Source organism: Blautia sp. Sow4_E7 (genome assembly GCF_052116245.1).
GTDB lineage: Bacteria > Bacillota > Clostridia > Lachnospirales > Lachnospiraceae > Blautia_A.
Genome location: NZ_JBQKLL010000009.1, coordinates 42,416 through 66,005, shown reverse-complemented (window position 1 = coordinate 66,005; position 23,590 = coordinate 42,416). Strand labels below are relative to the sequence as shown.

Below are 23,590 nucleotides of genomic sequence, written 5' to 3'. Positions count from 1 at the left end.
ATCAAATTGAGGGGCTTTCTTTATTAAAAAGGAGCGTGAACATATTTGCGTAAATTTAAGCAATGGTACCAGGATCTGAGCCTGCAGTCCAAGTTTACCCTGGTACTTCTTCTGATCGTGGCAATTCCTGCCATCGCCATTATTTTCTTTTTCTATGGAAGAGCCTATGACATGGTGGTTTCCTACACCATCCGCCAGGAACAGGACCGTTCGGCAGAGACAGCCCCGCTGATCGAGGAATCCATTCAGAAGATCCTGGATGTAAGTGAAGAGATTTCTTCCCTGGATTTTTACCAGACACTTTTTAAGAATGCCATAACCGGATCCTTCACAGATCTGGCAGATTCCCAGGATGCGGCATCTTTTTCCCGGAAGGTGGAGCAGCTGATCGACGATACGCCTGTCACCAATGTCAAAATTTATCTGGAGGTGCCAAAGGATTCGCCTTCGGATATGAATGCACTGCTTGAATCCGGAGATCTGAAGGATACCTTTCTTCCCCTAAGTCAGGTGCGGGGAACCTACTGGTACGGTATTTTCCGTGGAAGCCGCGTTTCCCAGCTTTTTTGTCCTTCCTTCTATCTTGGTACCAAGGAGCAGAAGGCATACGGGGATCAAGCCTACATTACCCACGCCTCTGTGATCTATGACAGCGGAACTTATGATGCTTACATGGCAGTTTATTATTCCGGAGATGATTTTCAGCAGATTTTATCCGGAAATCTGACTTTGGACGGCAGTGTTTCCTACATTATGAATGAACGAAATAACCTGGTGTCCGCTTCCAGTAATTCCCTAGCAGGAATTTACTGGCTGGATTATGACAAGATTATGGAATCCTACATGTCTTCCAACAGTTTTGTGGAGCAGGATATTCTGGGACAGACTGTTTATGTTGGATTCTACCGGATCAAACAGCCTGGCTGGTTTATGGTGACGGTACTGCCCTCCCAGCCTTTGATCACACAGAGTAACATTCTGGTACTGCAGTTTTTGTCCATTTATATTGCAGTGCTGGTGCTTGCCTTTTTGCTTGCAAGTACCTTATCAAAATCCATTACAGGGCGAATTTCTTCTGTCATCAGCCAGATGCGGACAGTCCGCCACGGTCCGCCGGTGCCCATGGACAGCCCCAGCGCTCACGATGAAATCGGTGATCTCATTGACACCTACAACTACATGACAAGGAAAATGAACCAGCTGATGGAAAAGCAGGCCCAGGCTGCAGAGGATCTTCGCATTGCAGAGTTCAATTCCCTTCAGGCGCAGATCAATCCTCATTTTCTTTATAATACCATGGATATGATCAACTGGATGGCCCAGCAGGGTCGTACTTCCGAGGTATGCAACGCTGTGCAGAGCCTTTCCCGCTTCTACAAGCTGACGCTTAGCCGTAAAAAGGGAATCAGCACCATTTCCAAGGAGGAAGAGCATGTTTCTATTTATGTTCATCTGCAAAACATGCGCTACCATGACAGTATTTCTTTTATCTCCGACATCCCGGACGAGCTGATGGAATACCAGATTCCCAAGCTGACTCTGCAGCCAGTTGTAGAGAATTCTATTCTCCACGGCATTCTGGAAAAATCATCTAAGTCTGGAACCATTGTACTTACCGGATGGATGGAGGATGGGGATATTGTGCTTCTGATTTCCGATGACGGAGTTGGAATTGCACCAGATAAACTGCCCGTGATTCTTTCCGGTGAAGGAACCAGCATTTCGGGGGGAACCAATATTGCCATTTATAATACCCACAGAAGACTTCAGGTACTTTATGGAGTGAATTATGGATTGACTTATTCCAGTGATGTAGGGAAAGGGACCGAGGTGCAGATTCGGATTCCAGCGAAGAGGGATGAAATCTCTGGCGAAACGCCAAAGCCCCTGTAAACTGATATTTTCAGCGCCGTCTTACGCAGGTGGCGCTTTTTGTATGAAATTTTACAGAAGATAACAAACGGGAGAGTCCGCAGGCTCTCCCGTTCATTGAATATGAATATGTGCACAAAACCATATAGATGGTCTTATTATTGCTATTATTTACACAGCGCGAAAATTATCTGGTCACGATATCAACCGGTACGTTGAAGATCTTAGCAACCTTCAAGATTGTATCGATATGTCTGCCTGTTGCAGCTGCCATATGATGTGTCGGGCCGGCTTCGCTCCAACGATTTACAAACTCTCTTGCGCCACATGTGAAACGTGTTCTCATGTTGGTATCACCAAAGGAAAGGATCGGTCCCTCCTCATTGATTCCCTCAGCAACAACGAATTTGAAACGTCCGTCACCATCCTGTGTAATTGCAAGATAGGTAACCGGGCCTGTGTATGGATAGAACTGTGTCAGATATCCGCCGCCTGTTTTGCCGTGGAATACTGGTACGATCTTCATGGTAGGCTTCTTATCAGAGATATCAGCATCACCACTTCCAGAGTGACCGATAATGCAGATGTCATCATTGAAGTCAATGGAGTACATCTCAGAAAGCTGGCCAGTACCGGAAATTGTTTTCAGAATACTCATTGCCATAGCAACCTTCATGTCACCCTCAACAGCACATGCAGTACCCTGTTTGATCAGCATGGAGAATGCCGGGATCAGCATGCTGTCAAGGACACCAGCCTTGCCCTGTGCAAATCCATCGTAATGGGAAGCGATCATTCCAAGATGCTCGTCCTTTACCCATTTCTCAAATGCTACAACGTATTTTGCCATATCCCATACTTTCTCGATTGTTCCGCCACCTTCGATATCAAAGGTATCCAGAATATCCTGAGCTTTTGCACGGATTGCATCCTCATCTGTGATGTCATCAGCGATTGCCCACATTTTCTCCCAGTCAAACTGTTTGGTGTAGAGGAACATTCTATTGTACAGGTTGGTCTCATCAATGTAAAGATCCATCATACCAGGATAAGGTCTTCCAATCTGTGCAATGTTTGTATCACGGAATCTTCTTCTTACCTGAGCTGCTTTGCACCAGTCTTCGATTTCAGCCTGAACGCCTGGATCTCCGCCTTCTACAACACCTGTGATAACGGCGTGTCTCTTGCCAGCTCTCTCAAGGTCTGCAACAGCTTCTCCAACAGCACCGCAGGCATAGCCTTCGCCAAGCCATGTAGCAATGTCTGTATGATCGTAATCCAGAGCTTTCAGTTTCTGAACATTTACCAGAACAACCGGAACATCAAGGTCACGGATCGCAGGAAGCATATTGTAGGATGTAGCATAGGTTAACATCTGAAGAAAAACGAGATCAACGTCTGCTGCACGGAATTTATCTCCAGCAGCCATAGACTCCTCTTTTGTTGTTACCATTCCTCCATCGATGATCTCTACGGTATCCGGAATTGTTTTCTTGAATGCCTCGTACTGAGCCTCAAACTCTGACACCAGTGACGGGAACTGAGGCAGATATGCGCCTAAAGCAATAGAAAATACACCAACCTTTGCTTTTGTGTTTACTAACATAGTAGTACCTCCTGTTTAATATAATTAAGGCTAAAATTAGGCCTGATATACTTTGATTCCGAAGGACTCATGAATGGTGGTACGAGCCTCTTCGATAGATCCAAACTCTCCAGCTTTTAACATCTGAGCGGTAATATTACCGATTGCAGTTGCCTCTCCAGGACCAGCGTGGACCTCTTTGCCTGTTGCTTTTGCAGTCAGCTCATTGAGGTATCCTGCATTGGAACCGCCGCCAACTACATGGATACGGCTGTAGGTTCTGCCCGTCATCTCTTCCAGTTCTTTCGCTGTCTTTGCATAGCACTCAGCAAGGCTGGTATAGATTACAGTTGCAATCTCGCCTAAAGTCTCCGGAACCTTCTGTCCGGTTCTGCGGCAATAATCCTTCACTTCCTCTGTCATATTCTCAGGGGAAAGGAAGCACTCGTCATTTGCATCTACTCTGGACGGGAAGTCCTTTGCTTCCTCTGCCATCTGGCAGATCTCTGCAAATCCATATTTATCATCAAACTCATGACGAACTGACTGGATCATCCAAAGTCCCATAATGTTCTTCAGATAACGGAATCTTCCTGCATAACCGCCTTCGTTGGTAAGGTTCATCTCACAGCTCTTCCTGGAGCAGTCAGCCTTCTCTCGCTCAAGTCCCATCAGTGACCATGTTCCGGAACTGATGTAAATGAAATCGTCGTCATTTGCAGGAACTGCGAGAACTGCAGATCCAGTATCATGTGTAGCTGGTGCTACCACTTCTACATCAAAGCCAACTTCTGCTTTCACTTCTTCTGTAAAATGTCCGATGCTTGTACCAGGCATGATCAGCTTCTGGAACATTTTTCTCGGATATCCCAGCATGTCGATCAATTCATAATCCCAATCCTTGGTGTCCGGGCTTACAAGCTGTCCAGTAGTAGCTTCTGTGTACTCACAGGTCTTCTTGCCTGTGAGCAGATAATGAAAGTAATCCGGTACATGAAGCATGGTCTCTGCCTGCTCTAAATACTCCGGATGTCTCTTCTTCACTGCCATCAGCTGATAAACGGTATTGAAAATTGCTTTCTGGATACCGGTACGTGCGTAAAGATCCTCAAGAGAAATGGTCTTGTATACTTCCTCGTCCATTCCCTCTGTTCTGTGATCACGGTAACCAACTGTATTTCCAAGAACCTTGTCATTCTTGTCCATCAGTACGAAGTCAACACCCCAGGTATCAACCCCCATGCTTACCGGAATCTTGCCAATCTCTTTACATTTCTTAAGACCGTTCTTGATTTCCTGGAAAAGTCTGTCGAATTCCCAACAAAGCTCGCCGTCTTTCTTTACCATTCCGTTCTCAAAACGATGAACCTCCTCAAGCTCCATCTTTCCATTCTCAAGATGTCCAAGGATCAGACGTCCGCTGGAAGCACCGATATCTACTGCTAAATAATATTTTGCCATTTTAATAAAACCTCCTCAATTGTAAAATTACGCTGTATGAATGTTTTCGTTCCCATACAGCCGCCTTCATAATTGATGATATCATAGTACTATAATATCTATCAAGATATAAGAACCTTGTTTGTCAAAAAAAGTGTCCTTATTTGCAATTTTTCCTGTATTTCAATATCTTCTCTTTCACCAGAAAACCCCCGGGGCAATGCCCCAGGGGTCTGTTTTATTCACAGTTTATAAACCTGCAAACATTGGACGTTGTGTCGTCTCTTTACTTTTTAATTAGTCGTAAAGGTTTGGAGCAATTTCTTCAGCGTCGATGTTTGTAGAATCATACCAGTAACCAGCTGTAGGAACATCCTCAAGCTCCTGTCCGTTAGCTGCTGCTGTCAGAGCATAGATTGCATAGTAGCCCATCATCAGAGGAGACTGTGTAACTGCGCCAAGGAATGTGCCATCTGTTACAGCTGCTTTAATGATAGAACCTGCGTCGAAACCAACACCGATAACGTCGCCGTTAGCTGCGTCAGAACCAAGAACGTTCAGGTTAGCGTTAGCTGCAAGAACACCCTCTGCAGAAACCTGGTTGGAACCGAAGATTGCGATACAGTTTTCCTGGGAAAGGATAGCCTGAGCCTCTGTGGAGCAAAGCTCTACAGTTGTCTGTGCCGGAACTGCAACCTGGATAACAACGTCTGCGTCAGCTTCTTCTGCGTCAGCACCTTCTGCTGCATTTACATAGAACTCATTACCTTTAACTGCTACTGTTTTTCCATCAGCTTTAACCAGCTCGATCATCTTGTTGATGAATCCTGTACCACGCTGCTGGATGTTAAGAGCTGTAGCATCCTGGTTAACCTCACCGATGATAACCTGTCCATCAGCGTTAGCGATAACATCTTTGATTGCCGGATACATATTCTCAGCTGCTACAGAACCAGCCTGATTGTTGTCTGTGCAGACTTCACAAACTACAGATCCTTCCGGAGCATCAGCGATACCAGTATCAAATGTAACAACCGGAATTCCTTTGTCAACACATGTCTGAAGAGCTTCCTGAACAGAAGATGTATCACAAGCTGCAAGTCCTAATCCAACAGGATTAGCTGCGATAGCTGTATTGATCATGTTAACCTGGTCAGCGATATCGGACTCACTGTTTGGTCCCTGTGCTGTATAGGTAACACCTAATTCTTCTGCTGCTTTGTCCATACCTTTCATAGCTGCTTCCCAGTATGTAGACTGGAAGGATTTAACCATCATAGGGAACTCATATGCTTCGTTAGCTGTAAGTCCATCAAACTGGTCTTCCGGAGCCGCCATAACAGTTGTTGCTGCTAAACCAGATACCATTGCTGCACAGAGTACTAATGCCATAACTTTTTTTGCTTTCATTTACTACTTCCTCCTTGAAATAAAATAATTATATAGTTTTTTATGATGATACGTCGCTACACTCTCCGACGCTTCACATCCGTTATGAAATTGTTGCTGTTTACCAGCTGTTCTGCTTATAAACAGAATTTTACTTTTCTTCAGGCTGACTGTCTGTAAGCCAGCCTGTATAATTCAGTTGTTAGTGTACACTTTTTTTCTCTTTCAGGATATCGATCAATACTGCAACGATCAATACAACACCTGTAATGATCTGCTGCCAGTTTGCCTGCAGACCAACATATGGAAGACCGGTCTTTAACAGCATGATTACGAAAATACCTACCAGAGTTCCTACTACAGATCCATAACCACCGGAAGCTGAAACACCACCAACGAATACACCGCCGATTGCGTCCATCTCAAGTCCGGCACCAGTACCAGGCTGTACAGTAGGAGTTACTGCTGCGTATGCGATAGCTGCAAGTCCAGTAAACAAACCGCAAACTACGTATACCATTACATGATAAAACTTAACATTGATTCCGGAAAGAGCAGCTGCTTCTTTGTTGGAACCAATTGCAATGGTGTAACGTCCGAATTTTGTATGATTCAGAACGAACTCCATCAGAATTACCAGAAAGATCATCCACAGAAAACCAAGTGGGTAACGGGAAGCGCTTCTTCCCTGTCCGATTGTCAGTTTAAAGATGGAATGGAACCATCCGCCTGGCTGATTCAGTGTTGGCCATGGTGTAGCACTGCAAAGAGAACCAGCACCACGGGTAATCATACAGGTACAAAGAGTAGCAAGGAATGGCGGCAGGTTCATGATACCAATGAGAACACCGTTCAATGCGCCGATTGCAATTCCAAGCACTACACAGAGCAGCATTGCTACTACTACTGGAACATTGTTGCTTCTTACAAGTGTTCCGCCGATCAATGCGTAACATACCATACCAGTTCCGATTGACAGGTCTACACCGCCTGTGATAAGCGGGAATGTAACACCGATTGCCATCAGAAGGTCATAATATGAGAAATCCAGCATACTCAGGATTGTGGTGTACTGTCTGAACTCCTTACTCATAAAGGAGAAAACAGCAGACAGTGCAATGATAACCAGCAAAACAATAAATCTCTGATCACTTAAAATACTTTTTTTCTTCTTAGCCATGACGTCCTCCTTAATCGATATTCCGTGTTGCCTTATTCATGATGTGTTCCTGTGTAGCTTCAGAAATATCAATATTTCCTGTCACCTTACCTTCACACATAACAATGATTCGGTCACTCATTCGGAGAATCTCGGTCATTTCAGAGGAAATCATAATAATGGATTTTCCTTCTGCTGCAAGCCTGCTCATTAACTTGTAAATCTCGTTCTTCGCACCAACGTCGATACCTCTTGTAGGCTCATCGAAGATCAGGATCTCACTGTCACGGGTAAGCCATTTTGCAATAACTACCTTCTGCTGATTACCACCAGAAAGATTCACTACCAGCTGGTCTGTAGAAGGAGTCTTGGTTGCAAGCTCTTTTACATATCTCTCTGTAACTTTTTTCTCTTTTGCTTTGTTGATGAATAAGCCGTTGCAATAATCTTCCATGGTAGCCAGGGTTGTGTTCTCTGTTACAGATTTCTGGACAACAACTCCATATCTTCTTCTGTCCTCAGACAGATAACCGATACCATATTTAACAGCATCCTGTGGGCTGTTGATGGTTGCTTCGTGAAGCTGTCCATCTTTACCCATAATGGAAATCTTACCGCCCTGTTTCGGATCTGCACCAAACAGTGCTCTGGCTGTCTCGGTACGTCCTGCTCCCATCAATCCTGAGAAGCCAAGGATTTCACCTTTACGAAGTTCAAAGCTTACATCCTGAACCATCTTGCCTGCGTTCAGATGCTCTACCTTCAAAACAACCGGAGCATCTGGTGCAACCATGCTATGATCCTTCGGATCTTCGTAAATAACACGGCCAACCATCATGTTGATAATATCTTCTTTTGTACTGTCTGCTGTGATCAGGGTTCCAACATAGCCACCATCTCGCATGACAGTTACACGGTCTGTGATGACCTTGATCTCATCCATACGGTGTGAGATATATACAATACCAAGATTCTTCTTACGAAGGTCTTTGATGATTTCAAATAAATCCGCAATCTCCTTCTCAGTAAGAGCTGCTGACGGCTCATCAAAAATGATCACCTCAGCTTTGTGTGAAATAGCTTTTGCAATCTCACACATCTGCTGCTTACCAACAGTAAGATTACTCATTTTTTCTCTCGGATCGATTTCAATATTCAGATCCTGAAATAATTTCTTGGAATCTTCGATCATCTTCTTGTCGTCTACACGGATTCCCTTCTTCGGTTCACGTCCGATAAAGATATTCTGTGCAACAGTCAGATCTCCGATCATATTTAATTCCTGATGTACGATTACCACTCCGGCGTCCTGAGCTTCACGGGTATTGTGAAATTCTGTCTCTTTGCCTTTATATGTAATTGTTCCGGAATCCTTCTGGTAAATACCGGTAAGTACCTTCATCAGTGTGGACTTTCCGGCTCCGTTCTCTCCCATAAGTGCATGTACTTCACCGCGTTTCACTTCGAAATTAACATGATCCAGGGCATGAACTCCAGGAAAGGACTTATCAATATCCTTCATCGTTAAAATAACTTCACCCATTGTCGAATCCTCCCTTATGATCAGTTCTTTCTGCGTCTTGCAGAAACGTCAGCGTAAACTGCTACAATAACAATGATACCTGTAATAATCATCTGCTGTCCTTTACCAAGACCAAATGCCATGATTCCCTGCTGAAGAAGAGAGATGATAAATACACCGATTACAGTACCGCCGATGGAAGCAAGTCCACCAACCATGGATGTACCACCCATTACACAGCCTGCAATTGCCTCGTTGTTATACTGATCGCCATATCCTGGCTGAACGGTTGTATAAGTAGCTACAAAGAACAGTGCTCCGATTCCTACCAGGAATCCACAGATCACATATGCAAGCATTCTCCATTTTCTGGTGTTGACACCGGAAAGACGAACTGCCTCGCTGTTAGATCCAAGGCAAAGGATATAACGTCCTGGTTTTGTATTGTAAAGAACAATACCGCAAACCACTGCCATTCCAAGGAAGATCACAAGACCAACCGGGAATCCATTATAAGATGTGATATTACGGAACCATCCGTTTACCGGATCAGAACTCTGTGGCCAGCTGACTGACTGAGTCTTGGTAAATACGGAAGCGATACCTTTCGCAATGTTCATGGATGCCATGGAAACGATGAATGGCGGAACTGACATATAAGAAACCAGCCAGCCATTGAATACTCCAAATGCAAGACCGATGAGTACGCACAGTACCATGGCAGCTGCACAAGGAACTCCATAAGAAGTCATGCAGTAACCGGAAACCAGTGCACAGCAGAACATAACCGGTCCGATGGAGAAATCAATTCCTCCTGTAGCGATTACAAATGTTACTCCAAGTGATAAGAAGCCCAGGAAGTATACATAGTTCAAAGTAGATTTGATACTGTCACCAACAGGAAATTTACTTCCGAGCACTACCTTGAAAACTACGAACATCAGAACAAGAATACAGACAAGCAGTATTCTGTTCAGGCCGAGCTTTTTCACAATTGGATTTTGTTTTAACTTTTCCAACTTTTCACCCTCCTTAATTTTTTGTTATTACTCAGAATCCTCAAATTAAGATTCTCCGCGATCTTATTCTGAACAATAACTCTTTTGCACTCTCTCTGCGTTTTCTATATCATACCGTGAATCCTGCACAATTGTAATAGAATATTTTCCAGAAAAAGGTTAAATATTTACGGTATGGTCATAAATTATTAACCTTTTATGGAAAACATGCTCTAACACTCTACTATATAAAACTAAAAAAGCCTCGGGATTCTCTCTTTTTCATTTACAGGAAACGTAAGAGATTAACCCCGAGGTTTCGTTTTATCCGATCGTAAGTATGCCGCAACGTCTGCTTCTCATATTCTGACCGTCCCGATAGCAGCTGATTTCTATTCTTTACATCGTAAATGGATTTATTTCAGGATATTAAATGGAAAAATCAGTTTCTCAATTTCACTGGAATACATATTTTCCGGAGTAACCAACTGACAGCCGGAGTTTACATTCTCATCATAGGGCTTGCCCTGGAGCATGCGTACCGTCTCCGTTACACCTAAATATCCCATCTTAAATGCTTTCTGCACCACAATTCCCTTGAAAACGCCTTTTTCCATAAGCTGTACTGCTTCCTGGGAGCTGTCAACTCCCACCACCTGGATCTTACCTTCCATATCATGCTTCTGGACGGCCCTGGCAGCACCTACTGAGGAATACTCATTCATACCAGCGATCATTTCCAGATCCGGATACTTTTCCATCAATTCCTCTGTAAGCTGGGAGGCCTTATCAAACTGGGAATTACAATATACTACGTCTACAACATTCTTATTATAATCTCCCAGTCCTTCCCGAAAGCCCTGCTCTCTCTCAATTGCTGTGGATACCCCCTTCACATGGCTCACAATGGCAATCTTGGAATCCTCATCTAATAACGTTCTTGCATATTCTCCCAGTTGTTTTCCAGCCTCCAGATTATCAGTTGCAACCGTCATGTCCTGGATGTCATTCTCTGTATAGGAATCTATAAAGGTAATCTTAATCCCCTTCTCCTTAGCTTTCTGAAGCAATTCATCTGAAGCATCAAAGCTGGATGGGGAGAACAGAATCGCATCCGGGCTTTTTTCAATAGCTTCCTTCAGTAAGAGATTCTGTACCTCGACGTCCTGTTCCCGCTCTGGTGCCAGAATTTCCAGAGACGCGCCGCATTCCTGGGCGGACATTCGGGTTCCTGAAATCAGAGAGGTCCAGAAATCGTTGGTTCCATCTTCAGTTTTCGGGATATAAATTAAAGACCATTTTTTACTGTAGTTTTTCTGCCGGATATAAAGCATGCCTCCAGAGACCAGGCACACTGCCAGTGCGATACTCACCAGCATAAGCCATTGTTTACGCTTTTTCATGATGTTCCTCCTGATCAATGGGGATTACCACGGTAACTGTGGTACCTTTTCCCTTCTCACTCTTATATCGCAAACCATATTCCTTTCCATAGTACATGGAAAGTCTCCTCTGAACATTGTATACGCCAACACCATTGGAGCGGTAATTGACTTTATGCTTCTCAAAAATACGGTCTAAGGTCTCCTCATCCATTCCAACACCATCATCTGTAATTTCAATCACTGCATCACCATCCTTCTGATATCCAGTAACTGTAAGCAGGCCTTTCGATTCTTTGTATTTCAATCCATGGTAAATTGCATTTTCCACAATGGGCTGAAGTACCAGCTTGACGATATGAACACTGTTAATAGAAGGATCCACATTGATCTCAAATTCCAGTTTATCCTTATAGCGCATTTTCTGAATGGTGAGATAGCTCTTCACATACTGGATTTCCTGCCCGATCAGCACTGTCTCATCTTCATTGCTGATGCTCTGGCGCAAAAGTCTTGCAAGAGACGCCGTCATCAATACCACATCCTCATATTTCTTTCCTTCTGCCATCCAGATAATCGAATCCAGGGTATTATATAAGAAATGTGGATTGATCTGGGACTGAAGTGCCTTCAGTTCACTTTTTCTCTTCAATTCCTGTTCATGGACATTCTGGGCCATCAGATCTTCTATTTTGTGAGTCATTACGTTAAATGAGGTGGTAAGACTTCCAATCTCGTTCTGGGACGGAACAAGCAAATCATCTGCGGCCTTGAAATCACCTTCCTGTACACGCTCCATGGAATCACGAAGCTTCTGGATCGGAAGGGTAATACTGCGGGCAATAAAACTGGAGATCAGCATAGCAATGGCAACCAATACGATGGCTGTCATAACATAAATATTGTTTGCTTCTTTACTGCCCTTTAACAGCTCTGCCATGTTCATACAGCCCACAATGGTCCAGCCAGTGGTTTCGGAATGGGAAAGTGTGTAAATCTTTTCCTCGTCCCCCTCGCCAGTTACCACCGTATCTGAATCTGCATTCATTACAATATCGATATTCTCCGTCTGTAGCTCATTGTACAGCTGCTGCTGACTTGGATGATAAACAATATTTCCATCCTGATCCAGAATGAACACATAGCCTTTATCCCCAATGCTGTTCTGATCACACAGTTCACTAATAGCACTATAGTTCAGGTCAATAAATACCACGCCATCACTATTTCCCGTTCCATAAAAATTGTGGACCTCACGGCTCAGGGTGATCACCCATGGACGCTGCCCCTTGATCACATGCTGTACATGGGAAGAACTTAGACAATACTGATTATAATTATCTACCGCATTGGTGTACCACTCCTGAGTGGACAGATCCAGATCCGGATTGGTAGCCTGATAACCGCTGTTAATAAGCATAACACCGTCTTTTTGTACAATTCCGATGTTGCAGATATCATCTCGCCCCTTCAGAATGGTGCTGAACTGTTCCAGAAGACGCTTCCGGTGCCCTTCTTTCACTGCTTCATCCTCACCGATCTGCTGATACAAAAGCTGATAAGCATCCTGGCTTTTGGCAATGACAGATGCTATGTTATCCATATATGTAATGTAAGAATCGATATTCTGATTCAGCTGCCGGATAATGGTCTGGGTATAAATGGCTGAATTTTCATAAATCGTAGAATTTGTATAGCGTACCGACACTGCGGTTGCCACAAGCACTGCACAAAGGACCAGCACAGATGTGGCTACAAATATGGTACTCTGAATACTTTTAAAGCCTTTTAAAAATTTTCGTTCTCTGTTTTTTTCGTTCATCGGCCGTTTCCCCGTATTATCTCCCACTCCCGTTCTGACTGGAAGTCCTCCTGGAGACTATCTGAAATATGTATTTTTCCATCGTCAGTGACCAGAATGATATCAAATTTCTCTTTATGCTGCTGCCAGAACTGGCATGCTTTCTCATATCCCATAATGTAGAGAGCTGTAGACATTCCATCCGCCAATGTCCCATCCTTCGACACAATTGTGACAGACAGTAAATCTCCCTCTGCCGGATATCCTGTTTTCGGATTGATAATATGGATATAAGTGTGTCCATCTTTCTCAAAGTACCGCTCATAGCCTCCTGAAGTGACTACTGCTGCATCTTTCACAGACAGGACGCCAATATAATCCTGCTGTTCCCCTTCCGGGTCACGGATTCCAACCTTCCACCTGCTGCCGTCCGGCTTCGTGCCTATCGCCTGGATATTTCCGCCAAGGGAAAACAGTGCAGAAGAAACTCCATATGATTCCATTAGTTCTGCCAGCTTCTGACCGGTATAGCCTTTGGCAAGTCCTCCCAGGTCCATTTGCTGGTTTTCCCCTAACGTCACATAGGTCACTGTTTCTTTCTTTTCACTATCGTTACAGTTCTCAGCCTTTTGTCCTTTTTCGTCTTGTTCTTTTCCTATAATGTACTTAGCATCTGGTATCTGGACTTCTACTTTTTCTCCATCTACCAATGCCAACGCCTTCTGCACTTCCTGATCTGATGGAACATAATATTCCCCGGTTGGAAATCCCCATAATTTCATCACCGGATAAATAGTATCGTCAAAAAGGCCGCCTGTTTCCTGAAAAATCTCTTTTCCTCTCTTTATAAGTTCTGCCAGATCATTGGATACCGGAAGACTTCCCTGCTCATTTAGAGCATACACTTCACTGGTTTCATCCTGCGCGGACAAAAGCTGATCCAGTCTCTGAACTTCTTCCATGGCTGCGTCGACTGCCTTCTCGCTGTTTGGGCCATATGCGGTAAATTCCATATAGGTATCCATTGCAAACAGCTGTTTCTGACACTTCTGGTTCTGCCTGAAATGCCAGCGGCCTGCCCCTGCCAGAAGTAAGATTCCAGCCCCTATAGCAGCGGCTATCAGTACTTTTCTTTTCATACAGATCGTTTTTCCCTTGCGTATTCTGTAGGTGTCTTGCCTGTCATTTTCTTAAAAGAGATTCCGAAATAGTGCGGATCAGAATATCCTACCATCTCCGCAATCTCATAGTTCTTAAGTGTAGTCTGCTCCAAAAGCTCCTTTGCTTTCTCCATTCGTACCTTACTGAGAAATTCCAGGAAGGTTCCTCCTGTAGTTTCTTTAAAGATCGTACTGAAATAGCTGGTGCCAATATTCAGATAGGAGCAGATATCATTCAAACCAAATTCCGGTTCATTATAATGTCCCCGAATATATTCCATGGCAAGCAGTGCCTGTTTCTGACCGCTGGAGCTGTTCATGGAAGAACATCTTTCAAATACTTCGTAAACATAATCCTCCACCATCCTGAATGCCTCACTGAAGGTCTTCTGCTCCGTCACCTTCCCCATAAGAAGTTCTCTTTTATGAAACAGATCTTCGTTCTCTGAAGAGAGTGATTCCCAGCAGCTTCCTGCATGACGCAGAATCATCTGCAGGCAGACACAGGCCTGGCTTTTATCTGCTCTGGCCTCCTTAATCTCAGACTTCATAACTGCAAGAGCCTGCTGCAGTTCTTCTTTATTCTCCTTCTTAATTCCATCAACCAGGTCACTTAAAGGCTGCCGTAAAGAGAGACTTCTCTCCGGGCTAAGTGTTTCTGTATCAATAAGCAGGTTTCCTCCCAGCAGATAACGCAGTTCAATCGCTTTTTCTGCCTGGTTATGAGACCGGATGGTCTCCCCTGGATTTCTTACCCAGCCGCCGATTCCTGCTGAAACTTCGATACCGATCACTTCTTTTACTTTTTTCTGGATTTCCTCACAGATTTCCTGTATTTCACCTGCAAATTCCCGGCTGCGGTTTCCCATAAAAAGGATACATACCCGGTTATTTCCCTCCTGATAAGCAATTCCTGCATTTCTCCCAGTGACAATCTCATCTGCCACATTAAATAATACAAACGCCATCAGCGCACTCTCCTGGCGCTTCTCCATATCAATCTGGTGAATGTCAGAAAACAGATCCATATCAAACACTGCAACACGGTATGATGCTGCCTCCAGACGGATGCCCATTTCTGCAAGCTCGTCCAGGCTCTCCTGCACGTCTCTTGTACAGCTTACCAGGGACTCAATAGCCTTGGAGCGGATTACCAGCGCATTTTTGTGATAGTCCTGGGAAGTTTTTGTGAGAGACTCCATTTTCTTCTTTTCTTTTCGCTGCTGATCTACTTTTTCTTTCATTTTGCCGATCACTTCCCGAAGCTCCATGGCTGTCACAGGCTTTAACATGTATTCGCTCACATTATACTGAATGGCCTTCTTGGCATATTCAAATTCTCCAAAACCACTGAAGATCACGATCACGATCTCCGGGTAGTGATCATGCAGAAAATGACTCAGTTCCATTCCGTCCATATAAGGCATAAGAATGTCAGTAAGGACAATATCCACCGGGTGTGTTTTTACAAAATCTGCTGCCTGCTTCCCATTCTCACAATCTCCAACAAGCTCACAGTCCATAGATTTCCAATCAATATTTTCCTTAATGGCATCACGTACCAGGATCTCATCATCTACAAGTAAAATTCGATACATAGTTTTTGCTTTCCCTTTCTGTATATAGCATGTATCTCATCGGCGTCCCCCCGGTGCCGGTTTGCACATAGCGTTCTATTAATTTCGTCTAAATATTATATTATCACAGACCATAAATCTAAGCAAACTAAACAAAATATTTCTGACAGTTTTTTAATATTTTTAAGCATAATTAAAAAAGGACACAAAAGCTGCAAAGTTATATTTCAATTATAAACTCTGCAGCTTTTGTAACTATTCAGCTTTTCTCTTATGTGTATATCTGTATAAAATTTCTCTGGCCGCAGGCATAACCTGCAAAGCACTTTGTAAAACAAGCTTTCTTAAATGACAGTCTTTTACTTTACGATTACGCCATCCTCATCCCAAAGGTCATGCCAGTCTTTGGCACCTTCCCACAGGAATACATGTCCTTTGATCAGACGGTTGTTCTTATCCAGGGAACGGATTGTCTCCATCTCTTTCTCTGTCAGCGGATCCTCTGTTACACACTTCAGATTCATGGTATAGTTCTTCTCTTTCAGAGAGAACGGGATTGGAGATGCCCCTCTCTGTACCGCCCATTTGATACATATTACTGCCGGATGAACACCGTGTGCTGCTGCAATCGCTTTCAGCTCTGGCAATTCAATGTCTGCAATATCTTCTGGCATTTTATCACGCTCAGGACGCTCTGGAGAACCAATCGGGCAGAAGCCTACTACCTCAATACCATGTTCTCTGCAATAATCAAACAGCTCCGGCTGCTGGAAGCATGGATGAAGCTCCATCTCGATTGCAGCTGGTTTGATTCTGCAAAGCGGAAGTACAGCTTCCAGTTTCGGAATGGTCATATTTGACATACCAATATGCTTGGTCAGTCCCATATCTACCAGACGCTCCATCTGACGCCAGGTCTTCATAAAGCGCTCTACTGTAAATGGCTTGGAATCAGGATTTCTGGAATCCACATCACAATGTGGTGCATGATAGTTCGGGAATGGCCAGTGTACATAGTACATATCCAGATAATCAAGCTTCAGATCCTTTAAGGTCTTAGCACAGGCAATGAGTACATCTCCGTCGCCATGCATGTCATTCCATACTTTGGATGCAATAAAAAGTTCTTCTCTTTTTACAATTCCTTCTGCAAAGGCATCTGCGAAAATCTTTCCGATCATGTCTTCATTTCCGTAGCATGCAGCGCAGTCAAAGGAACGATAGCCTACACGAAGTGCACCTGCAACAGAAGCGGAAACTGCATCTGCGTCTGCATGGTCACTTCCGAAGGTTCCCATTCCTACAGCTGGCATCTTGGCACCAGTGTAGAGTGTTCTCTGTGGAACAATTGCTGGATCGATCATTGTCATTTTCTTGTCCTCCTTAACATTCCGCACATTTTTATGCGGATAAAATTTATAGTTTTACACCCTTTTAATCGTTACTGCCCGCATAAAATACCTAGAGGAATACCCACAAACAGCAACATTTCATTTTATGTAATTCAATTGATTTTTACGTAATACCCTTTGCTGAATTGCATTATAACTTCGTAATCTCAATCTGTGGAAGCAGCTTCTCCATGTCTTCCATTACAAAGAATCCTGTCTCTTCCCGCATGGCTGCTGCCGCTGAAATGGCACTTGCCAGCTTCAGAGTCTCTGGAAGAGAGAGCCCCTTGGATAAACCAAGAGCAAATCCTGCGATCATGGAATCACCACAGCCTACCGTATTCACTGCATCGATTTTTGGAACACGTGCCCGGAAAATCCCCTCGTCACCTACAGCAATAGAGCCATCACCTCCAAGGGAGACTGCTACGATCTCCACGCCTTTTGCATGGATTTCCTTCGCTGCATTTATAATATCCTGAATATCATCACAGTGCTTGCCTGTGAGCATACGGATCTCATCAATGTTCGGCTTGATCATAGTCGGTGCTGCTTCAATTCCCATTTCCAGAAGCTTGCCGCTTGTATCCAGAATTACCGGGATTCCTGCATCCTTCACGATCTTTACCAGACGCTGATAGGCAGTTCCGTCAAGTCCCTTGGGAACACTTCCAGACATGGCTACTACCTTTGCTTCTTTTACAAGGCCTCGGAATTCCTCCTCAAATCCTGCAAAATCCTCATCTGTAAGTGTAAATCCCGGCTCCAGAAATTCTGTCTGTACCTGATTGATCTCGTCCCAGATATTGATGCAGGATCTGCTTTCTGCACCCACATGGTAAAAAGCACTCTTAATTCCAAATGGCTTCAGGGCATCCTCAATATAGGCGCCTGCATGGCCACCAACAAATCCTGTAGCAACTACCTCAGCCCCATAAATGGAAGCAGGCTTGGAAACATTCAGCCCCTTGCCCCCAGGTACATACGTGCATTCCTTTACACGATTTACCTCGCCGGTCTTAAAATTATCCACTACATAGCGCTTATCAATGGCTGCATTTAATGTTACCGTCAGTATCATATCCTTAATCCTCATTCATCAGAAGAATCTTGCCTTTTACCAGACCTGGAGTCTTATAAAGCTGGAACGCTTCCTGTGCCTGGCTCATTGGCATTTTGCGGTAAATAAATCCTGGATCAAATTTCAGCTGTCCGGTTGCAAAATAGTGAGCAGTAAGATCCCACTCTTTGCCTGGGAACGGAGAGCTATAGGACATCCAGGAACCAGTAAGTTTGAACTCTTTACGGTTCATGTTCTCCCACTGCTTTGGTGTGAAGGTCAGATCTGCATGAGGAGTTCCGATGAAGCATACATGAGCCTTGTTTGCTGCAAGCTCAAATGCCATATGCATAGTCGGTACCTGTCCTGCTGTCTCAAATACAAATTCGTAGCCTTTGCCGCCAGTAATTGCCATAGCTTCTTCCATGAAGTTTTCTTTGGTTGTATTCACAACTGCATCTGCGCCCATTCTTAAAGCAAGATCCAGACGCTCATCACTGATATCAAATACGACAACCTTCTTAGAGCCAAAGATCTTCGCCCACTGCATGGTGAAAATACCAATTGTTCCGCATCCTAAAATTGCTACGCAGCGTCCGCCCTGATAGTCATTCTGAAGGAGTCCGTGAAGGGCAACGGTAGATGGCTCAAACATAGCGCCCTGCTCATAGGAAATAGACGGATCAAAAGGAATTGCATTCTGCTCTGGAATCACTACATAATCCGCATTGCTTCCCTGCTGTCTGGAACCAATGAAACTGTAATGCTTACATAAGGAGAAGTTTCCATTCTGGCAGTCATCACATTTCATACATGGAAGCAGAGGAGCTCCGGAAACACGATCTCCAACTTTTACCTTGGTAACGCCCTCTCCAACTTCTACCACATCACCGGAAAATTCATGTCCAAGAACGATAGGATAAAAATGCACACCATGATTTAATACTCGTGGAACATCAGATCCGCAGATACCGGATGCTTTTACTTTGATCTTTACCCAGCCTGGCTTTGCCTGTGGCTCTTCGATTTCCTGATACTGTACGTCCTCGTTTGCAACTACAACTGCTGCTTTCATCTTGAAATACCTCCTTACTGCCGCACCATCATATTCTTGAGAGATTCATATAACTCTCTGTATGTACGGTATGCCTTATCATAAACTTCTTTGTTCAAAGGATCAGGTTCATGGCGTCTTGTTTCCTTAACAGTCATAGACACTGCTTCCTCATAATCTTTATACAATCCTACTCCTACTCCAGCCAGGATCGCCGCTCCCAATGTCGTCGCGGTATCCGAGGCAGGAACAACCACGGTCTTCCCGGTCACATCTGCCTTGATCTGTGTCCAGAGAAGAGAATTCGCAGAACCGCCCATGGCTCTGAGCACCTCTGCCATGGCTCCAGCAGCTTCCGCAACCTCCAGATTGTGACGCAGGGAAAACGCCACGCCTTCCATGCAGGCCCTCACCATATGACCCTTTTTCTTGGCAAAATCAAGGCCATAGAAGACCCCCTTTGCATATGGATTCCAGATAGGGGATCTCTCACCAGACATGTACGGAAGGAATACAACACCCTCACTTCCAGCTGGTATCTCCTGGGCAATTTCGTTCAGCTGGTCAAGGGAAGATTTCCCAGTCTCAGCCTTCTGGCTTCTCTCATAATCCGCAAATTCCCGCTCAAACCAGCGCATAACACCACCGCCTCCGGTAGTTCCTCCCTGGAGGAGCCACTGACCTGGCACTACATGATATCCAAGGATCAGACTTGGATCAGCTTTATAAGTATCCATGCAAATACTCATGCCGCCAGCCTGTCCGCCCTGCTCCTGTGTCTCTCCTGGATGGATCACGCCAGCTCCAAGTGTACCACAGGCTGCATCAAGCCCACCTGCCACTACAGGAGTTCCGACAGCAAGCCCGCTCTCCCTGGCAGCTGTTTCGGTCACAGTTCCAACAACCTTGTCACAGGGAACGATTTCTGGAAGAAATTCCATGGGAATTCCCAGTTTCTCACACATCTCTTCATCCCAGGTACCGGTACGCATATTAAAGCAATGCAACCCATATCCCTGTGAAAGATCCTGTGTAATAGCCCCCGTCAATCTGTAAGCAATAAAGCTATTGGACTGAAGGATCTTATAAATCTTCCCATACACTTCAGGCAGATTTTCCTTATACCACAGGATCTTCGCCGTGGTATAAGAAGGCTGAAGGGAATTACCGGCAACCTCAAAAATCTTTCCACTGCCAATCTCATGATTGAGTCTGTCACAGATTTCCTGGGCTCTAGTATCCATCCAGATCGGTGTATCTGTCAGTACATGGCCTTCCTTGTCAATGGCAATGGCTGACCAGCTCTGCCCATCAATTCCCACACCTGCAATCTGACCGCTGGAAATACTGCTCTTCTCCAAACAATCTTTAATGGCACCGCATACTGCGCTCCACCATTCATCTGGCTTCTGCTGTGCCCATCCCTCATGTGGATAGTAAACAAGATAATCACCATTTGCAGAAGCCATCACCTGTCCGTTCCTATCAAATATGGCAACCTTGCATGCGCTGGTTCCAATATCAATTCCTAATAAATAGTCTTTGCTCATCCTTGTCTCCTTATGGATTTCCCCATAAAAATATCGGTCTGAAGTTTCCGTACAATGTGCTCAGGAAGATTCTCTGCATCTTCCAGCCGTTCCAGCATGATCTGTGCAGTTTCCCTGGCAATTTTCTCAGTGGGCTGGGAAACGATGGTCAGAGATGGCCTGCATGCGCGGGCAAAGGGCAGGTTATCAAATCCAACCAGGGAAATCTCATCTGGCATGGACACCCCCATCTCATTAAGTCCGATCACCGCACCCATGGTCATTTCGTAATTGGTCACGAAAATAGCTGTCATATCCGGATTCTCCCTCACCAGTTCTTCCACTGCCTGTACGCCTCCCTGGATGGTGTAATCGCCATGACAGATCAGCTTCTCGTCAACAGCAATTCCATGAGCCTTAAGAGCTTTCAGGTAGCCGGACATACGCTGTCTGGCTGTGAATACCTCATCCGGTCCACCGATCAGGCCAATCTTCTCATGCTGCTGTTCTACCAGCATAGCTACAGCTTTCTCGGCGGCATTCTCATTGTCTACCAGTACGCAGTCGCAGGAAATTCCCTGGATCATACGGTCAATCAGCACGATCGGCTTACCGGTTCTCTGAAATTCCTTCAGATGGGCACCGGACATATCTACCGGCATATTGATAATTCCGTCCACCCGCTTCCTGGTAAGGAAATCTATAGCTTCCTTCTCAAGCTTCTTATCGGTCCTGCAGTCACAGACAATGGCTGCATAACCGTGGCTTCTCAGAATATCCTCCATTCCGCTGATGATCTCTGCACAGAATACATTGTTCAACTCCGGAATCACAACTCCCACCGTCTTGGTAGCATTGGTCTTCAGACCCCGGGCAACTTCATTCACCTCGTAGTGTAATTCTTCGATGGCTTCCTCGATCTTGATGCGGTTCTTCTCTCTTACATTGCCCCCATTAAAATAAGAGGAGATCGTTGCCAGGCCAAGTCCTGTCCGTCTGGCAATGTCTTTCATCGTCGCTGCCATAAAACCGCCTCTTATTCAGCCTTTCCGTCACAGCCGCAAACTTTCATACGAGCCATTACAAGTTCCCTCACAGCTGCAATTCCTGCCTTGCCGTATGCTTTCGGATCAAATACCTTCTCATCTTCAAGTGTCTCTCTCACAGCCTTGGAATATGCAGCACGAAGCTCAGTAGCGAAATTCACCTTGCAGATTCCTCTCTTTACGCAGTCCATAACGTCTTCGTCACTAAGTCCGGATGCACCGTGAAGAACAAGCGGAATATCTACAACTTCGCGGATCTCACTTAAACGCTCTTTATCAAGGACAGGTGTTCCTACATAGAAACCATGTGCTGTACCGATTGCAACTGCAAGGGAAGTAACGCCTGTGCGCTCTACGAATTCCTTGGCTTCCTGTGGATCTGTATTGGTATCTGCTACTGCAACCAGGTCATCCTCCTTGCCGCCTACCTTACCAAGCTCTGCCTCACATGGAATTCCCATGGATGCTGCAACATCAGCCACTTTCTTGCTCACCTCAATGTTGCCCTCATATTCCAGCTTGGAGCCATCGATCATAACGGAAGTATAACCAGCCTTCAAAGCCTTCATGGCAAGGTCAAAGCTGCTGCCGTGGTCAAGATGCAGGCAAACCGGAACGGAAGCCTTCGCAGCCTCTGCAGCAACAATAGCCTGGTAGGTCTCAAGAGTACCATACTTAATTGTGGATGGGGTGGTCTGGATCATAACAGGTGCCTTCAGCTCCTCGGCTGCCTGAATGATAGCCTTCACCATCTCCATATTCTCTGCATTAAATGCACCTACTGCGTAACCGCCCTGCTGAGCCTTCAACAACATTTCCTTAGATGTAACAAGTGGCATATTCTCCTCCTTCTGCCTGCTGATGCAGACTGTGAATCTTCTGTTTTTTGGATAACCGAAACGTTTCCGTTTGAGTTTATATTACCTCTTTTACCAGGTTCTGTCAACAGTAAATATTTCATCTTTTTGCGTAAAATTTTACCTTGTAATTTTTGTCAAAGAAAGGTAACTTATAGAGTAGAATACTTTCGAAATCGGCATTATGGTTTTGGATCCCTATGCCTGGTTTTCGAAAAAGAACGAAGGGAGAATATATTATGTTAAAAGGAATTCCGGAAATACTTTCACCACAGCTTTTAAAGGTTTTATGTGAGATGGGTCACAGTGACCGTATCGTCATCGCAGATGGTAACTTCCCAGTAGAATCCATGGGTAAGAACGCAGTTGTTGTACGCTGTGACGGACATGGGGTTCCAGAGCTTCTGGATGCCATCCTCACCGTTATCCCGCTTGATTCCTATGTTGAGAAACCAGTAACCTTAATGGAAGTTATGCCTGGTGATCCGGTTAAGACTCCAATCTGGGATACCTACAAAGAGATCGTTTCCAAACATGACGAGCGCGGTGCTGACGCAGTTGGAAATATTGAGCGTTTCGCATTCTACGAAGAAGCAAAGAAAGCTTACTGCATCATCGCAACAGGTGAGAAAGCCGTTTATGCAAACGTTATGCTTCAGAAGGGTGTTGTGATCAACAAATAAAATCCGTTTCGAAACATGTGTTTTATAACAGACGCCTATGAAAAAAGCTCCGCCGGAATTTCCCAGCGGAGCTTTTGGTTTCTCT

The 23,590-nt window shown here is 44.7% G+C and carries 18 protein-coding genes; 2 read left to right on the top strand and 16 right to left on the bottom strand.

From position 1 onward, the window contains the following. The first annotated feature begins 45 nt into the window (after nucleotides 1–45). Nucleotides 46–1,893, top strand: a complete 1,848-nt coding sequence (locus tag ACTQ50_RS07670) for a sensor histidine kinase (protein WP_441483690.1) — start codon at nucleotides 46–48, stop codon at nucleotides 1,891–1,893. A gap of 166 nt (nucleotides 1,894–2,059) precedes the next feature. Here ACTQ50_RS07670 and ACTQ50_RS07665 read toward each other — a convergent pair whose 3' ends face one another. From ACTQ50_RS07665 to ACTQ50_RS07590, 16 genes are all read right to left on the bottom strand, one after another. Beyond that, a complete protein-coding gene (locus tag ACTQ50_RS07665; RefSeq protein ID WP_441483689.1) occupies nucleotides 2,060–3,478 on the bottom strand; it encodes an arabinose isomerase in 1,419 nt (472 codons plus the stop codon). A 36-nt stretch (nucleotides 3,479–3,514) separates the two neighbouring features. After that, entirely contained in the window at nucleotides 3,515–4,918 is a 1,404-nt protein-coding gene (rhaB, locus tag ACTQ50_RS07660; protein WP_441483688.1) for a rhamnulokinase, read from the bottom strand. A 276-nt stretch (nucleotides 4,919–5,194) separates the two neighbouring features. Beyond that, complete coding sequence (locus ACTQ50_RS07655) at nucleotides 5,195–6,307, bottom strand: substrate-binding domain-containing protein (RefSeq protein WP_441483687.1); 1,113 nt, start codon at nucleotides 6,305–6,307, stop codon at nucleotides 5,195–5,197. Nucleotides 6,308–6,488: 181 nt separating this feature from the next. After that, nucleotides 6,489–7,466, bottom strand: coding sequence for an ABC transporter permease (locus tag ACTQ50_RS07650; RefSeq protein WP_441483686.1), 978 nt, complete (start codon nucleotides 7,464–7,466; stop codon nucleotides 6,489–6,491). 10 nt (nucleotides 7,467–7,476) lie between these two features. Then, the gene (locus tag ACTQ50_RS07645) at nucleotides 7,477–8,988 is read right to left on the bottom strand and encodes a sugar ABC transporter ATP-binding protein (protein ID WP_441483685.1); all 1,512 of its coding nucleotides are present in this window, start codon (nucleotides 8,986–8,988) and stop codon (nucleotides 7,477–7,479) included. 20 nt (nucleotides 8,989–9,008) lie between these two features. Then, nucleotides 9,009–9,986 carry an ABC transporter permease gene (locus ACTQ50_RS07640; RefSeq protein WP_441483684.1) on the bottom strand — a complete coding sequence of 326 codons (978 nt, stop codon included), beginning with the start codon at nucleotides 9,984–9,986 and terminating at the stop codon, nucleotides 9,009–9,011. Nucleotides 9,987–10,381: 395 nt separating this feature from the next. Further along, on the bottom strand, nucleotides 10,382–11,368 hold the full coding sequence (locus tag ACTQ50_RS07635) for a substrate-binding domain-containing protein (RefSeq protein ID WP_441483683.1): 987 nt from the start codon (nucleotides 11,366–11,368) through the stop codon (nucleotides 10,382–10,384). Next, nucleotides 11,355–13,169 carry a sensor histidine kinase gene (locus tag ACTQ50_RS07630; protein WP_441483682.1) on the bottom strand — a complete coding sequence of 605 codons (1,815 nt, stop codon included), beginning with the start codon at nucleotides 13,167–13,169 and terminating at the stop codon, nucleotides 11,355–11,357. The genes ACTQ50_RS07635 and ACTQ50_RS07630 overlap by 14 nt, the downstream gene beginning before the upstream one ends. Next, entirely contained in the window at nucleotides 13,166–14,287 is a 1,122-nt protein-coding gene (locus tag ACTQ50_RS07625; protein ID WP_441483681.1) for an FAD:protein FMN transferase, read from the bottom strand. Before ACTQ50_RS07625 ends, ACTQ50_RS07630 begins: the two co-directional genes overlap by 4 nt. Then, a complete protein-coding gene (locus tag ACTQ50_RS07620) occupies nucleotides 14,284–15,906 on the bottom strand; it encodes a response regulator (protein WP_441483680.1) in 1,623 nt (540 codons plus the stop codon). The genes ACTQ50_RS07625 and ACTQ50_RS07620 overlap by 4 nt, the downstream gene beginning before the upstream one ends. 338 nt (nucleotides 15,907–16,244) lie before the next feature. Next, nucleotides 16,245–17,255 carry an aldo/keto reductase gene (locus tag ACTQ50_RS07615; protein WP_441483679.1) on the bottom strand — a complete coding sequence of 337 codons (1,011 nt, stop codon included), beginning with the start codon at nucleotides 17,253–17,255 and terminating at the stop codon, nucleotides 16,245–16,247. Between the two features lie 172 nt (nucleotides 17,256–17,427). Further along, a complete protein-coding gene (pfkB, locus tag ACTQ50_RS07610) occupies nucleotides 17,428–18,357 on the bottom strand; it encodes a 1-phosphofructokinase (protein WP_441483678.1) in 930 nt (309 codons plus the stop codon). Between the two features lie 4 nt (nucleotides 18,358–18,361). Continuing rightward, nucleotides 18,362–19,411, bottom strand: a complete 1,050-nt coding sequence (locus ACTQ50_RS07605; RefSeq protein WP_441483677.1) for a galactitol-1-phosphate 5-dehydrogenase — start codon at nucleotides 19,409–19,411, stop codon at nucleotides 18,362–18,364. Between the two features lie 14 nt (nucleotides 19,412–19,425). After that, nucleotides 19,426–20,940 (bottom strand): xylulokinase, encoded by a 1,515-nt coding sequence (gene xylB / locus ACTQ50_RS07600; protein ID WP_441483676.1) that lies wholly within the window; start codon nucleotides 20,938–20,940, stop codon nucleotides 19,426–19,428. Then, nucleotides 20,937–21,944, bottom strand: coding sequence for a LacI family DNA-binding transcriptional regulator (locus ACTQ50_RS07595; RefSeq protein WP_441483675.1), 1,008 nt, complete (start codon nucleotides 21,942–21,944; stop codon nucleotides 20,937–20,939). The genes xylB and ACTQ50_RS07595 overlap by 4 nt, the downstream gene beginning before the upstream one ends. A gap of 11 nt (nucleotides 21,945–21,955) precedes the next feature. Then, entirely contained in the window at nucleotides 21,956–22,804 is an 849-nt protein-coding gene (locus tag ACTQ50_RS07590) for a class II fructose-bisphosphate aldolase (protein WP_441483674.1), read from the bottom strand. A gap of 257 nt (nucleotides 22,805–23,061) precedes the next feature. On the opposite strand from ACTQ50_RS07590, the gene ACTQ50_RS07585 reads away from it, so the two are divergent. Further along, nucleotides 23,062–23,505 carry an RbsD/FucU family protein gene (locus ACTQ50_RS07585; protein WP_226817955.1) on the top strand — a complete coding sequence of 148 codons (444 nt, stop codon included), beginning with the start codon at nucleotides 23,062–23,064 and terminating at the stop codon, nucleotides 23,503–23,505. Nucleotides 23,506–23,590 lie beyond the last annotated feature (85 nt).